We start from the raw sequence: 14,150 nt of genomic DNA on the forward strand, positions 1-14,150 counted from the left end.
GGCGGATCTCCCTATAATTGCCGCGTTTGACGCATCTGCGTCCCCCTTCCTCAACATTTAAGTCAACAAGGCTCGTTACAACATGACTGACAAGTCCCATCAATGCGTCATCATCGGGATAGCCGGTGCGTCGGCTTCAGGAAAAAGTCTTATTGCCAGCACACTGTATCGCGAACTGCGCGATCAGGTTGGTGATGAACACATTGGTGTCATTCCAGAAGACAGTTACTACAAAGACCAAAGCCATCTTTCGATGGAAGAACGAGTTAAGACCAACTATGACCATCCTAACGCGATGGATCACAATTTGTTGTTCCAACACCTGCAAATGCTTAAAGCCGGAAACCCAATTGAACTCCCGGTTTACAGCTACGTGGAACACACCCGCACGGGTAACACGGTTCATTTAATGCCGAAGAAGGTCATCATTCTGGAAGGGATTTTGTTGCTGACGGATGCCCGTCTGCGCGAAGAGATGAACTTCTCCATTTTTGTTGATACGCCGCTGGATATTTGCCTGATGCGCCGCATGAAGCGTGACGTTAATGAACGTGGCCGCTCCATGGACTCCGTTATGGCTCAGTATCAGAAAACCGTTCGCCCGATGTTCTTGCAATTCATTGAGCCTTCTAAGCAGTATGCCGATATCATCGTGCCGCGCGGGGGTAAAAACCGTATTGCCATCGATATTCTTAAGGCGAAAATCAGTCAGTTCTTTGAGTAATCTCCAGGCGTAAAAACCACCGCACCTGCAATGTGAAAGACGACGGGTATCATGAAATCCCGCTATTTACCCGTCGTTGCGTGGCTATCTGCGCCGCGCTGTGGCAGGGTAAACAAAACTGAGCTTGAGATAAGGAGCATCTGAAATGCGTTTGTGTGACCGCGATATAGAGGCCTGGCTTGATGACGGGCGCTTAACGATTACCCCTCGTCCTCCAGTTGAACGCATTAGCGGTGCTACCGTAGATGTGCGCCTGGGGAATAAATTCCGTACTTTCAGCGGCCATACTGCTCCGTTTATCGACTTAAGCGGACCTAAAGATGAAGTGAGCGAAGCATTAGAGCGCGTGATGAGTGACGAAATTGTTCTCCGCGAAGGTGATGCTTTCTATCTGCACCCAGGCGAACTGGCTTTAGCGGTAACGCTTGAGTCCGTGACCATTCCTGCTGATTTAGTCGGTTGGTTGGATGGCCGTTCATCTTTAGCGCGTTTAGGCTTGATGGTTCACGTTACGGCTCACCGCATCGACCCAGGCTGGCATGGTTGCATCGTACTGGAGTTCTTTAATTCCGGTAAACTGCCTTTGGCTTTACGTCCTGGTATGATGATTGGTGCGCTAAGCTTTGAACCACTTTCTGGCCCGGCTGCACGTCCTTACAACAGCCGTCAGGATGCAAAGTATCGCGATCAGCAAGGTGCGGTTGCAAGCCGTATTGATAAGGACTGAGTTCCCATCTGTATGAGGGCTGTATGAAACGATTTATAACCACGCTGATGATATTGCTGGTCGTGCTGGTGGCCGGCCTTTCTGCGTTGGTATTGTTGGTTAATCCCAATGATTTTCGTGCATATATGGTGCGCCAGGTTGAAACCCGTAGTGGCTATCAGCTTCATCTGGATGGGCCGCTGCGTTGGCATGTCTGGCCGCAGCTCAGTATTTTATCAGGGCGTATGTCGCTGACCGCACCAGGGGCAAGCCAGCCGTTGGTCAGTGCCGATAACATGCGCCTCGACGTGGCTTTAGTTCCGCTGTTATCCCATCAGTTGAAAGTCCAGCAGGTGATGCTCAAAGGTGCGGTGATTCAACTGACTCCGCAAACTGAAGAGCGTCGTCCCAAAGATGCACCCGTTGGGCCATCAACCGGCATTACCCCGCCAGGTGAAGACCGTGGCTGGTCGTTTGATATTGCGAAGTTAAAAGTTGCCGATAGTGTGCTGGTGTTCCAGCATGACGGCGATGAACAAATCACCGTGCGCAATATCAATCTGCAAATGGAACAAAATGACAGGAAGCAGGCGCACATTGAACTGAGCAGCCGCATTAATCGCGATCAGCGCGACCTGAATTTTTCTCTGGTGGCTGACCTCGACGCCAGTAATTACCCTCAACAGCTCACGGCGAATATCTCGAAACTGGATTACCAGTTACGCGGTGCCGACCTTCCGGTCAGTGGCATCGCCGGGAGTGCGACCTTCGCTGCCAGTTGGTCTGATCCGCAACATCTTCTTGAATTCAGCCAGCTGCAACTGACGGCTAACGATAGTGACCTGCAGGGTAACGGGCGTGTAGTGCTCGAAGATAAGCCTCAATGGCAGCTCGATCTGCGCTCCAGTAAACTGAATCTTGATGCTCTGGTTGCTGAGAATGCCGTAACCAGCACCAAAGTCGTGCAGCAGGCGCAACAGCAAAGCAGTTTGCCACGCCCGGTGATTGCCTCCGGCGTAGACGATAACAGTTATCAGAGCCTGCGCGGTTTCAGCGCACAGGTGAAAATTGCTGCGGGTAATGTGCGTTGGCGCGGGCTGGACTTCACCGATGTTCAGTCGGCAATGACTAACCAGTATGGCTTGCTTAACCTTTCAGAGCTGGCGGGCAAGTTTGGCAAAGGCAGCATGTCATTCCCGGGCGTTCTGGATGCGCGTAAAAACGAGCCGAGTTTAAACTTCAATCCGAAAGTAACTGACATCGAAATTGGGCCGATCCTCACTGCGTTCGATTATCCGATTGCTTTGACCGGTTTGCTGTCGATGGATGGCGAGTTTAGCGGTGACAAACTCAATGCTGATGCATTCCGCCGCAGCTGGCAGGGCGATGCGAACATCACCATGTCGAATACCACAATGCAGGGGATGAACTTCCAGCAAATGATTCAGCAGGCCGTTGCCCGCAGTAATGGCGATGTGCAGGCCCAGCAAAACTATGACAACGTCACCACGCTTGAAAGTTTTGCAGCGCAGGCGAGCCTCGATAACGGTCAATTGACGCTCGACAAGATGTCGGGTAAATCCTCGGTGCTAGAGCTTACTGGCAAAGGGACGCTCGACCTGGTTAAGCAGCAGTGCGATACGCGATTTAACGTCACTGTGTTGGGCGGTTGGGAAGGCGAAAGCAAGCTGATTGAGGTGCTGAAAACCACGCCTATTCCGCTTCGGGTTTATGGCCCGTGGCAGAAGCTGAATTACTCTTTGCAAGTGGATCAGGTACTGCGCAAACAGTTGCAGGGCGAAGCGAAACGTCGGTTGAATGACTGGCTGGATAAGCACAAAGACAGCAGTAAATCGAAAGATGTGAAAGAGTTGCTAAATAATCTGTAGCGTTGTTTTGTAGGGGGGATAAGCCGTAGGCGTCATCCACCTTGTATGTCGGATTTTGTCGGATGACGCTGGCGCTTATTCGACCTACGACGGGTTTGTCATCACCCTCAGAGAGAACCGAAAGGTTCTCTCTTTTGTTTTACACTTCGTAATCCATCTCTTCATCATCCTCGAGCGGCACAATTTGCACCTTCTGCACCCGGTGGCTTTCCACTTGCAGCGTGCGCAACAGAAAATCCCCCACCTGGACTGCTTCACCGTTAACCGGAATATGTTGCAGCAACTCCATCAGCAAACCGGCGATGGTGTGATAGTTACGTTTGTCATCAAGCGGCAGCGGCACATACTGAATTAAATCCTCAAGCGGCATATGCCCGTTGGCCGTCCAGGTGCCATCCGGGTTTTTCTGGATATCATGGCGCGCGTCAATCTCTTCGATTTCATTAGGCAAGTTACCGGCGATGGTCTCCATCACGTCACTTAATGTCACCACACCTTCGACGGAACCAAATTCATCGACCACAAAGGCAAAGTGCGTGCGTCCATTGCGAAACTGTTCCAGCGCGGCCAACAGCGGCAGCGTTTCCGGGAATATCAGAGGCTGGCGAATCAATGCCTCAAGATCAAGCGGCTCGCCCTTCAACGACTGCTGGAGCAAATCAATGACGTGCACCACACCTAAAATTTCATCGCCTTCACCGCTAATGACCACGCGGGTATGCTGATTTTTATCCAGCAACGCGCGCGTTTGTTCCTCTGGATCGCCAGGTTTGATGTGCTCGACGTCATGGCGCGAGGTCATGATGCTGCTGACGGTACGCCGGTTCAGATTGAGCACTCGTTCAATCATCAACCGTTCCTGAGGCTCAAAAATTTCATCCTGTTGCGAGTGGTCAGCAATCAACGATGCCGTTTGCGCATCCAGTTCCGCTTCTTCCTTTTTCCCGTTAAGCAGACGTAAAACAGCCTCGGCGGTGCGCTGGCGCAATGACTGGTCGGCTGATAAGAAGCGGCGACGATTGAAAATGGCGAGCTGGTTCAGACTCTCAATCATCACCGAGAAACCAATGGCGGCGTACAAATAGCCTTTCGGAATATGGTAGCCAAAACCGTCAGCCACCAGACTAAAGCCAATCATCAACAGGAAACTCAGGCACAAAATCACGATGGTTGGGTGATTGTTCACAAAGCGCGTCAGGGCTTTGCTGGCAAGCAGCATCAGGCAAATGGCGATGATGACCGCGGCCATCATGACGGGCAAATGGTCGACCATCCCCACGGCGGTAATCACCGAGTCGAGAGAAAATACCGCATCGAGAACGACGATTTGCGCCACCACCGGCCAGAAGCGTGCGCCCCTTCGCTGCGAGTGGGATTCGCTGTCTTTACCTTCAAGGCGTTCGTTTAGCTCAACGGTAGCTTTGAATAACAAGAACAGGCCGCCAAACAGCATGATTAAATCCCTGGCGCTGAATGCCAGTTCACCGAGATGAAACAGCGGGCGGGTCAGCGTTACCAGCCAGGAGATAGAAGCCAGCAGCAGCAAACGCATTAACATCGCCAGTATCAGCCCCGTGACACGAGCACGGTCGCGCTGAGCCGGGGGAAGTTTTTCGGCAAGTATGGCGATAAACACCAGGTTATCGATACCCAGAACCAATTCAATAACGACCAGAGTCACCAGTCCTGCCCAGATTGAGGGGTCGACAATCCATTCCATACGCCGGTCAGTACCTCATTAAAGATGACAAATGTCACAATGAAATGATGGATACTCACTGGGGAAATTGCAATGCCAGATGCGGGAATAATCCATTCATGCCGAATTCTTGTGCCTGCCTCGTTTAATTCCACTTAATCACCAGGGTAAATAATTAATTATTTTGCTAAATAAAAGGCAATTGCTTTTTCTTATATTAAAAATCACATGAGATAGTTCTGTATATTCCACTGTGGCGTATCACTTATTAATTTTCTGTCAATATAAAGAAAATCCTAAACGCGTGTAAATGTGCTGTTAATACTAATCTTAAAAGTCAGGTTCTCCTTCTGCGGAACCTTGCCTGATATAGGGTTAGCTGTAACAATCGATATCGGTGTCTGATATTAGATGTATTTTTTATATTCGCTGAAGCCATGATATTTAACCTGGCACCGCAGGGTTTATTTTCTAAGATAATTCTTTGAATTTAATTTCTGTAACGATTACCCATTATAACTTGTCTTTTTTCAGTAGGTTGGTGACTGTAAGCCAGGGGCGGTAGCATGCCCGAAGGCCAGAGAATAAGCCTCAATTATTCTGTCAATAGGATGTCGGGAAATAAGAGTTTTTTTAGGATTGATGCCAGATATTTCTGCGGCAACCAGGTTTACATTCAGACCTCATTCAAATACCTAACGAGTCACTTATTTTATTCGCTCAGGATAATTACTCTGCCATAGTGATAAATACTCAATGATAAAATACAAACTTAAATTGATGCCTTTATTGGTGTCAGTAACCCTTATGAGTGGTTGCACAGTGCTCCCCGGTAGCAATATGTCTACGATGGGGAAAGATGTTATCAAGCAACAGGATTCAGACTTCAATCTGGATCGCATGGTTAACGTTTATCCGTTAACGCCGCGTCTGGTTGAACAATTACGCGTACGCCCTGCGGTCGCTCAGCCAAATATGTCTCTCGACCAGGAAATCGCTGCGTACCAATATCGCGTGGGGCCAGGCGACGTGCTGAACGTCACCGTCTGGGATCACCCGGAACTCACCACGCCTGCGGGCCAATATCGTAGCTCAAGCGATGCCGGTAACTGGGTACAGTCTGACGGCACGATGTTCTATCCGTATGTCGGTAAAGTAAAAGTCACGGGTAAAACCCTTTCTGAAATTCGTAGTGATATTACCAGCCGCCTTGCGACGTACATCGCAGACCCGCAGGTGGACGTTAATATCGCTGGGTTCAGATCGCAAAAAGCCTACGTCTCGGGCCAGGTCAACAAATCAGGGCAACAGGCGATTACTAACGTCCCGCTCACCGTTCTGGATGCGATCAATGCCGCAGGTGGCCTGACCGATGCTGCCGACTGGCGCAACGTGGTGCTGACGCACAACGGCCAGGAAAAGCGCATTTCTCTGCAAGCCCTGATGCAAAACGGCGACCTGAGCCAGAACCATCTTCTGTACCCAGGCGACATTTTATTCGTGCCGCGCAATGACGACCTGAAAGTGTTCGTGATGGGTGAAGTGAAGAAACAAACCACCCTCAAAATGGACTTCAGCGGCATGACGCTGACCGAAGCGCTCGGCCAGGCTGAAGGTCTGGATATGACCTCATCCAACGCCAGCGGCATCTTCGTTATTCGCCCAATCAAAGAGAAGCAGGGCGGCAAAATCGCCAACATTTATCAGCTTGATATGTCCGATGCGACCTCGCTGGTGATGGGCACCGAATTCCAGCTGCAACCTTACGACGTGGTGTATGTGACCACCGCACCAGTCACGCGTTGGAATCGCCTGATCAACCAACTGCTGCCAACCATCAGTGGCGTTCGTTATATGACGGATACCGCCAAAGATATCCATACCTGGTAACGCGCTATGTTCAACAAAATTCTGGTTGTTTGTGTGGGGAATATTTGCCGTTCCCCAACCGCTGAGCGGTTATTAAAGAATTACCATCCGCAGCTTACTGTGACTTCCGCAGGGCTTGGGGCGCTGGTGGGAAAAGGGGCGGATGTGGGCGCAATCCGCGTGGCCGAGCAACACAACCTCTCGCTTGAGGGGCATTGTGCGAAGCAGGTTTCCGGAAAAATGTGCCGCGAATACGACCTGATCCTCGCCATGGAAAAACGCCATATCTCCGCAATTTGCGAAATGGCTCCAGAGATGCGCGGCAAAGTGATGCTGTTCGGTCACTGGGATGCGGAGCGGGAAATTCCCGATCCGTATCGCAAAAGCCACGACGCTTTTGAAGCGGTTTACGGTCTTCTGGACCAGAGCGCTCAGAAATGGGCTAACGCACTCAACGCTCATCAGGGATAACAATGACAGAAAAATCACGCCGTCCGAGCGCCCCGACTGAGGGCAATGACGAAATTGATATTGGCCGATTGTTTGGCACGGTTCTCGAAGCCCGCTGGTGGGTTTTGGGGATCACCGCCGTCTTCGCCATTCTTGCCACCGTCTACGCGATGTTTGCCACACCCATCTATAAAGCCGATGCGCTGGTGCAAATTGAACAAAACGCCGGTAACTCGCTGGTTAATGACATCAGCTCCGCGCTCTCAAACAAACCGCCAGCATCTGCTGCGGAAATGCAGCTGATTCAATCGCGCCTGGTTTTAGGTAAAACGGTTGACGATCTCAACCTTGATATTGCGGTGGAGAAAAACAGTTTCTGGTTATTGGGCGCGGGTTGGGACCGCTTGCAGGGTCGCCAAAATGACACCGTTGTGGTCGATACTTTTAACCTCCCTGCGGGGCAGGGCAAAAACATCTTCACCGTCGAAGTCACTAGCTCAACGCAATATCAGCTCACCAGTGATAACGGATTTAGCGCCAAAGGGCAGGTCGGGCAAACCCTCAGCAAAGATGGCATCACAATGAACGTGAGCGCGATTAAAGCTGAAGTGGGCGATACCTTTACCGTCACCAAATATTCCACGCTTGGCATGATTAACCAGCTACAGGGCAATCTGGTGGTCGCTGAAAACGGCAAAGATACCGGGGTATTAAGCCTTTCTTACACCGGTGAAGACCGGGATAAAATTCGCGATATCCTCGACAGCATCACGCGCAATTATCTTGAGCAGAACGTACAGCGCAAATCGGAAGAAGCGGCGAAAAGCCTGAAGTTCCTTGCCGAACAATTGCCAGAAGTGCGCACGCGTCTGGATGCCGCTGAAAACAAGCTCAACGCCTATCGCCAACAGCAAGATTCGGTTGATTTGTCGCTTGAAGCGAAATCTGTGCTCGACACCATGGTGAACATTGACGCGCAGCTTAACGAGCTGACCTTCAAAGAAGCCGAAATTTCCAAGCTATATACCAAAGTTCACCCGGCGTACCGCACGCTGCTGGAAAAACGTAAAACGCTGGAAGATGAGAAAGCGCGTCTGAATGGCCGTGTGACGGCCATGCCGAAAACCCAACAAGAAATCGTGCGTTTGACGCGTGATGTGGAATCCGGCCAGCAGGTTTACATGCAATTGCTGAACAAACAGCAAGAGCTGAAAATCACCGAAGCCAGCACCGTGGGCGATGTGCGCATTGTTGATGCGGCGATTGCACAACCTGGAATGGTTAAACCGCAACGGGCGTTGATTATTCTCGGCAGCATTATTCTTGGCCTGATGCTTTCTATTATGGGCGTGCTGCTACGTTCGCTGTTCAACCGTGGCATCGAAAGCCCGGCGGTGCTGGAAGAGGCGGGAATTGGTGTTTACGCCAGCATTCCACTTTCTGAATGGCAGAAATCTCGTGATAACGCCACGGTTCGCGGTGTGAAAGCGGCGAAGCGCAATAAACAAAGCCAACTGCTGGCGGTGGGCAATCCCACGGATCTCGCCATCGAAGCCATTCGCAGCCTGCGCACCAGTCTGCACTTCGCCATGATGCAGGCATCGAACAATGTTCTGATGCTCACCGGTGTCAGCCCGTCGATTGGTAAAACCTTTGTCTGCGCCAACCTGGCCGCCGTGATTAGCCAGACCAACAAACGCGTGTTGCTTATCGACTGCGATATGCGTAAAGGCTACACCCACGAACTGCTCGGCACCACCAACACCAATGGCCTGGCCGAAGTGCTGACCGGGCAGGCGGAAATCAGCCGCTGTGCGCAAAAAACTTCCGTACCTAATTTCGACCTCGTTCCGCGCGGTGTGGTGCCTTCAAACCCTTCTGAACTGCTGATGAGCGAGCGCTTTGCCGAGCTGATTGCGTGGGCGAGCAAGAACTATGACCTGGTGTTGATCGATACCCCGCCAATTCTCGCCGTGACCGATGCCGCTGTGGTCGGGCGCCACGCGGGCACCACGCTGATGGTGGCGCGTTATGCGGTGAACACGCTCAAAGAAGTCGAAACCAGCCTTAGCCGCTTTGAACAAAACGGTATCAACGTGCGCGGCGTGATCCTGAACTCCATCTTCCGCCGTGCGGCAGGATATGAAGATTACGGTTACTACGAATACGAATATAAATCTGATGCGAAATAGTCAGGCATCAGCTGGCGGATGACGCTTTGCTTATCCGCCCTACATTTCACGCCCTGTAGGGTGGATAAGCGATAGCGTCATCCACCAATAAATAAAAACGATTTTCGGGGGAACGCCATGAATAACCCACTTATCTCTATTTATATGCCGACATGGAATCGTCAGCAGCTGGCAATCCGCGCCATTAAATCCGTGTTGCGCCAGGATTATGAACACTGGGAAATGTTAATCGTTGACGACTGCTCTTCATCCTACGAACAGCTCCAGCGCTTTGTGGAAGAACTCGGCGATGCGCGTGTGCGTTACACCCGCAATGATTTCAACTCTGGCGCGTGTTCAGTGCGTAACCAGGCCATCAGCCAGGCGACGGGCGAATTGATCACGGGTATTGATGACGATGATGAATGGACGCCTAATCGTCTGTCCGTTTTTCTGGAGCACAAACACCAACTGGTGACACACGCCTTTTTATACGCCAACGACTACGTCTGTGAAGGGCAGGTTTATTCACAGCCCGCCAGCCTGCCGCTGTACCCAAAATCGCCGTTTTCACTAAAGCTGTTTTATAAGCGCAATATTATTGGTAATCAGGTGTTTACCTACGCCAGTCGCTTCAAGGCTTGCCTGTTTGATACCACACTGGCTGCGGCTCAGGACTACGACATCTTCCTGCGAATGGTGGTCGAGTACGGTCAACCCTGGAAAGTGGAAGAAGCCACGCAAATTTTGCATGTTAACCACGGTGAAATGCAGATAACGAAATCGCCGAAAAAATTCGCCGGGTACTTTCACTTCTACCGAAAGCACAAAGATAAATTCGACCGGGCCAGCAAGAAATACCAGCTGTTCACCCTCTACCAAATCCGCAATAAACGCATGTCTTTACGCACGTTATTAGCGCTGTTGAGCGTGCGTAATACCAAACGTCTTGCCGACGGACTACGGGGGAAATAACCGTGCTTGAAGATCTGCGCGCAAATTCCTGGAGCCTCCGCCCCTGCTGCATGGTGATGGCTTATCGCATCGCGCACTTTTGCTCGGTGTGGCGCAAAAAAAGCGTCATCAACAATCTCTGGGCGGCACCGGTCATCCTGCTTTATCGCTTTATCACTGAATGCCTGTTTGGCTATGAAATCCAGGCGGGCGCCACCATCGGGCGTCGTTTTACTATTCACCACGGTTATGCCGTCGTCATCAATAAGTTCGTGGTTGCCGGAGACGATTTCACTATTCGCCACGGCGTCACTATCGGCAATCGCAGCAAAAGCAATGATTGCCCGGTGATTGGCAACAGTGTGGAACTGGGTGCGAATGTGGTGATGATTGGTGATATCACCGTGGGTAATAACGTGGTGGTCGGTGCAGGAAGTGTAGTGCTGGACAACGTGCCGGACAATGCGCTGGTCGTAGGCGAGAAAGCGCAAGTAAAGGTTATAAAATGAATATCTTACAATTCAACGTTCGCCTGGCTGAAGGCGGTGCGGCAGGTGTTGCGCTGGATCTTCATCAGCGCGCCAACGCCGCCGGTTTTAGCTCCCGTTTTATCTATGGTTACGGCAAGGGCGGAAAGAAAAGCGCCAGCCACGATAAATTCCCCGGCGTAGTAAAACACACGCCGCGCCTGACCTCGATTGCCAACATCATTCTGTTCCGCTTTTTCAACCGCGACCCGTTTGGCAACCTCAATAACCTGTACCGAAAAGTGACCCGCAGCACCGGCCCGGTGGTTCTGCATTTCCATGTGGTCCACAGCTACTGGCTGAATCTGGAAGAGATGGTGACGTTTTGCCAGCGCGTGAAAGCCCATAAAGCAGATGTCACTTTTGTCTGGACGCTACACGACCACTGGAGCATTACCGGGCGCTGTGCGTTTCTCGATGGATGCGATGGCTGGAAAACCGGTTGCCAGAAATGCCCAACGCTAAATAACTATCCGCCCGTCAAAACCGACCGCGCCCATTTGCTGGTGGACACCAAACGCCAGTTGTTCCGCGAAATGTTAGCGCTGGGCTGCCAGTTTATCTCCCCGAGCCAGCATGTAGCCGATGCTTTTAACCGTATTTACGGGGCAGGGCGCTGCAAAATTATCAATAACGGAATCGACGTCGCAACCGAGGCGATTCTGGCCGAACTGCCGCTGACGAGTGCGGCGGGTGACAAGCCCAAAGTGGCCGTGGTGGCGCACGATTTACGTTATGACGGCAAGACCAACCAGCAGCTGGTGCAGGCGATGATGGCGCTGGGCGATGAAATTGAACTGCACACCTTCGGGAAATTCTCGCCGTTTAATGGCCCGAACGTCGTGAATCACGGTTACATGACCGACAAAAAAGCGCTGATGAGCGAGCTCAATGAAATGGATTCGCTGGTCTTCAGTTCGCAGGTGGATAACTACCCGCTGATTTTGTGCGAAGCGCTGTCGATTGGCGTGCCGGTTATCGCCACACAAAGTGACGCCGCCGATGAAGTGCTGCGCAAAGTCGACGGTAAAACCTTTAGCGATATGCGCGTGCTGGAACTGGTGAAAATGCCAAAAGAAGCGCTGGCACAGCAGGTGTTTGGCAAGGATTTGCAGAGTTTCAAAACTGCGAGTCGCCAGGCGTTTAGTGGACAACAGATGCTGGAGGAATATGTCTCGTTCTATCAGAATCTGTAGTTATCTGCTGCTGCCGTTCATCTATCTGGTGGTCAACGTCAAGTTGGCCTCACTCGGAGAAAGTTTCCCGATAACGATAGTCACCTTCTTGCCCGCCATTCTCTTTTTGTACATTGAACGCATTAGCGTCAAAAAATTGATGATTGCTTTGGGCATCGGTGCGGGACTCACCGCATTTAACTACATCTTTGGCCAATCGCTGGATGCCAGCAAATATGTCACCTCGACATTATTGTTCGTTTATATCGTGCTGATCATGGCGATGACGTGGAGCTGCCGCTTCAAAACTATTTCACAACGTAATCACCGTAAGTTATTAAGGTTATTTTATGGTGTTGTCGGCATTATTGTGATGTTGGCAGCAGCGGAAATGGCTCAGATTATTCTCACTGGTGGCAGTAGCCTGATTGAGAAAATTTCGAAGTTTCTTATATACAGTAATAGCTATGTTCTGAACTTTATTAGCTTCGGCGGTAAGCGTACCACGGCTCTTTATTTTGAACCGGCGTTCTTCGCTCTGGCGTTAATCTCAATTTGGCTCAGTATCAAACAGTTCGGTATCAAAACACCAAAAACTGATGGTATGATTCTTTTGGGGATAGTGCTTTCGGGATCGTTTTCAGGGGTAATGACTTTTATCCTGTTCTATTTGCTTGAATGGGCATTTCAATACCTTAATAAAAATGCAATAAAGAAGAAGTTACCGTTAGCGATAATTTCTCTCTCCGTATTTTTAGTAGGGTTAATATTCGCATTCCCTTATATCGCCACACGCCTGGGTGATTTGGGAACGGAAGGTTCGTCATCGTATTATCGTATTATTGGCCCTCTGGCAATGGTCGGGCATTCATTGACCAATATTGATGGGGTAGTGCGGTTTGGATCTTTATATGAATATGTCGCATCATTCGGAATCTTTAACGGTGCGGATGTCGGTAAAACAGTAGACAATGGTTTGTATCTGCTAATTATTTATTTTTCATGGTTCGCGGTATTACTGACAATTTGGTATATGTGGAAAGTCATTAAAATGATGCGCACGGCATTTGGTAATAATGAAAATTACCGTGTGCAATTATGGCTCTTTACCCCTGTATCACTGTTTTTTACCGGTTCAATTTTTAGCCCTGAATATGCGTTCTTAATTGTTTGCCCGTTTATTTTACGTAAAGCACTCAATATTACGAACACCTGAGGTCAATAACAATGCTGCTAAGTGTCATCACGGTTGCTTATAAAAATCTTGCCGGAATAGAAAAAACCTGGCAGTCGCTGGCCCATTTAGCGAAGGCGCCTGGTATCACATTTGAGTGGATTGTGGTTGATGGTGGCTCGCAAGATGGTACCGCCGAGTTTCTGGAAAACCTGAATGGGCAGTACAACTTACGTTTCGTGAGTAAGAAAGATAACGGCATTTATGATGCGATGAACAAAGGCATTGATATGGCTCAGGGCCGTTATGCGTTGTTCCTTAACTCAGGTGATGTTTTCCATCAGGATATCGTGAATGTCGCCCGCCAGCTTGCTGAAAGGCCGTTGACGGAAAATGCCATGATCATTGGCGATGCATTATTAGACTTTGGTGACGGGACAAAAATAGAGCGTCGGGCAAAACAGGGTTGGTATATTTACCACAGTTTGCCCGCCAGCCATCAGGCGATATTTTTCCCTATGGATGGTCTGCTTAAATACCCGTATGACCTGCAATATAAAGTATCTTCGGATTACGCCCTGGCAGCTAAAATGTATAAAAGCGGTTATGCATTTAAACGCGTCAAGGGGATTGTCTCCGAGTTTTCAATGGGCGGTGTTTCTACCACCAATAATATTGAGTTGTGCCGTGATGCGAGAAGCGTGCAGCGCAGAATATTACACGTCCCAGGCTTTATTGCGGAATTGTCTTATAAGCTCCGTTTGCGCACCACCGGAAAATCAAAAGCATTATATAACAAAGCCTGATTCTCA

At 50.2% G+C, this 14,150-nt stretch carries 12 protein-coding genes; 11 read left to right on the forward strand and 1 reads right to left on the reverse strand.

Going from position 1 to position 14,150, the window contains the following annotated elements; all coding sequences use genetic code 11:
• Window positions 1–82: 82 nt before the first annotated feature.
• The 3 genes from udk to asmA all read left to right on the forward strand — a co-directional run bounded on the left by udk (window position 83) and on the right by asmA (window position 3,319).
• Entirely contained in the window at window positions 83–724 is a 642-nt protein-coding gene (gene udk / locus DY231_RS07715; protein ID WP_034496665.1) for a uridine kinase, read from the forward strand.
• 145 nt (window positions 725–869) lie between these two features.
• A complete protein-coding gene (dcd, locus tag DY231_RS07720; RefSeq protein WP_034496664.1) occupies window positions 870–1,451 on the forward strand; it encodes a dCTP deaminase in 582 nt (193 codons plus the stop codon).
• Between the two features lie 23 nt (window positions 1,452–1,474).
• On the forward strand, window positions 1,475–3,319 hold the full coding sequence (gene asmA / locus DY231_RS07725; protein ID WP_115627866.1) for an outer membrane assembly protein AsmA: 1,845 nt from the start codon (window positions 1,475–1,477) through the stop codon (window positions 3,317–3,319).
• A 139-nt stretch (window positions 3,320–3,458) separates the two neighbouring features.
• Here the strand turns inward: asmA and DY231_RS07730 are convergent, their stop codons facing one another.
• On the reverse strand, window positions 3,459–5,039 hold the full coding sequence (locus DY231_RS07730; RefSeq protein ID WP_115627867.1) for a TerC family protein: 1,581 nt from the start codon (window positions 5,037–5,039) through the stop codon (window positions 3,459–3,461).
• A gap of 735 nt (window positions 5,040–5,774) precedes the next feature.
• Between DY231_RS07730 and DY231_RS07735 the strand changes: the two genes are divergently transcribed.
• The 8 genes from DY231_RS07735 to wcaE all read left to right on the forward strand — a co-directional run bounded on the left by DY231_RS07735 (window position 5,775) and on the right by wcaE (window position 14,144).
• A complete protein-coding gene (locus DY231_RS07735; protein WP_034496656.1) occupies window positions 5,775–6,908 on the forward strand; it encodes a polysaccharide export protein in 1,134 nt (377 codons plus the stop codon).
• A gap of 6 nt (window positions 6,909–6,914) precedes the next feature.
• On the forward strand, window positions 6,915–7,358 hold the full coding sequence (gene wzb / locus DY231_RS07740; RefSeq protein ID WP_034496653.1) for a low molecular weight protein-tyrosine-phosphatase Wzb: 444 nt from the start codon (window positions 6,915–6,917) through the stop codon (window positions 7,356–7,358).
• Between the two features lie 2 nt (window positions 7,359–7,360).
• Window positions 7,361–9,529, forward strand: a complete 2,169-nt coding sequence (wzc, locus tag DY231_RS07745; protein WP_115627868.1) for a tyrosine-protein kinase Wzc — start codon at window positions 7,361–7,363, stop codon at window positions 9,527–9,529.
• A 117-nt stretch (window positions 9,530–9,646) separates the two neighbouring features.
• Window positions 9,647–10,483 (forward strand): colanic acid biosynthesis glycosyltransferase WcaA, encoded by an 837-nt coding sequence (wcaA, locus tag DY231_RS07750; RefSeq protein WP_034496648.1) that lies wholly within the window; start codon window positions 9,647–9,649, stop codon window positions 10,481–10,483.
• Window positions 10,484–10,485: 2 nt separating this feature from the next.
• The gene (gene wcaB, locus DY231_RS07755; RefSeq protein WP_115627869.1) at window positions 10,486–10,971 is read left to right on the forward strand and encodes a colanic acid biosynthesis acetyltransferase WcaB; all 486 of its coding nucleotides are present in this window, start codon (window positions 10,486–10,488) and stop codon (window positions 10,969–10,971) included.
• A complete protein-coding gene (gene wcaC / locus DY231_RS07760) occupies window positions 10,968–12,185 on the forward strand; it encodes a colanic acid biosynthesis glycosyltransferase WcaC (RefSeq protein WP_115627870.1) in 1,218 nt (405 codons plus the stop codon). Before wcaB ends, wcaC begins: the two co-directional genes overlap by 4 nt.
• A complete protein-coding gene (gene wcaD, locus DY231_RS07765) occupies window positions 12,160–13,380 on the forward strand; it encodes a colanic acid polymerase WcaD (protein WP_115627871.1) in 1,221 nt (406 codons plus the stop codon). The genes wcaC and wcaD overlap by 26 nt, the downstream gene beginning before the upstream one ends.
• A gap of 11 nt (window positions 13,381–13,391) precedes the next feature.
• Window positions 13,392–14,144, forward strand: a complete 753-nt coding sequence (gene wcaE, locus DY231_RS07770) for a colanic acid biosynthesis glycosyltransferase WcaE (protein WP_115627872.1) — start codon at window positions 13,392–13,394, stop codon at window positions 14,142–14,144.
• Window positions 14,145–14,150: the final 6 nt, after the last annotated feature.

The organism is Buttiauxella agrestis (genome assembly GCF_900446255.1).
GTDB classification, from domain to species: Bacteria; Pseudomonadota; Gammaproteobacteria; order Enterobacterales; family Enterobacteriaceae; genus Buttiauxella; species Buttiauxella agrestis.

Excerpts from the sequence above, each read along its gene's own strand:
- udk (WP_034496665.1), top strand. The coding sequence starts at position 83 with ATGACTGACAAGTCCCATCAATGCGTCATCATCGGGATAGCCGGTGCG.
- dcd (WP_034496664.1), top strand. The coding sequence starts at position 870 with ATGCGTTTGTGTGACCGCGATATAGAGGCCTGGCTTGATGACGGGCGC.
- asmA (WP_115627866.1), top strand. The coding sequence starts at position 1,475 with ATGAAACGATTTATAACCACGCTGATGATATTGCTGGTCGTGCTGGTG.
- DY231_RS07730 (WP_115627867.1), bottom strand. The coding sequence starts at position 5,039 with ATGGAATGGATTGTCGACCCCTCAATCTGGGCAGGACTGGTGACTCTG.
- DY231_RS07735 (WP_034496656.1), top strand. The coding sequence starts at position 5,775 with ATGATAAAATACAAACTTAAATTGATGCCTTTATTGGTGTCAGTAACC.
- wzb (WP_034496653.1), top strand. The coding sequence starts at position 6,915 with ATGTTCAACAAAATTCTGGTTGTTTGTGTGGGGAATATTTGCCGTTCC.
- wzc (WP_115627868.1), top strand. The coding sequence starts at position 7,361 with ATGACAGAAAAATCACGCCGTCCGAGCGCCCCGACTGAGGGCAATGAC.
- wcaA (WP_034496648.1), top strand. The coding sequence starts at position 9,647 with ATGAATAACCCACTTATCTCTATTTATATGCCGACATGGAATCGTCAG.
- wcaC (WP_115627870.1), top strand. The coding sequence starts at position 10,968 with ATGAATATCTTACAATTCAACGTTCGCCTGGCTGAAGGCGGTGCGGCA.
- wcaD (WP_115627871.1), top strand. The coding sequence starts at position 12,160 with ATGTCTCGTTCTATCAGAATCTGTAGTTATCTGCTGCTGCCGTTCATC.
- wcaE (WP_115627872.1), top strand. The coding sequence starts at position 13,392 with ATGCTGCTAAGTGTCATCACGGTTGCTTATAAAAATCTTGCCGGAATA.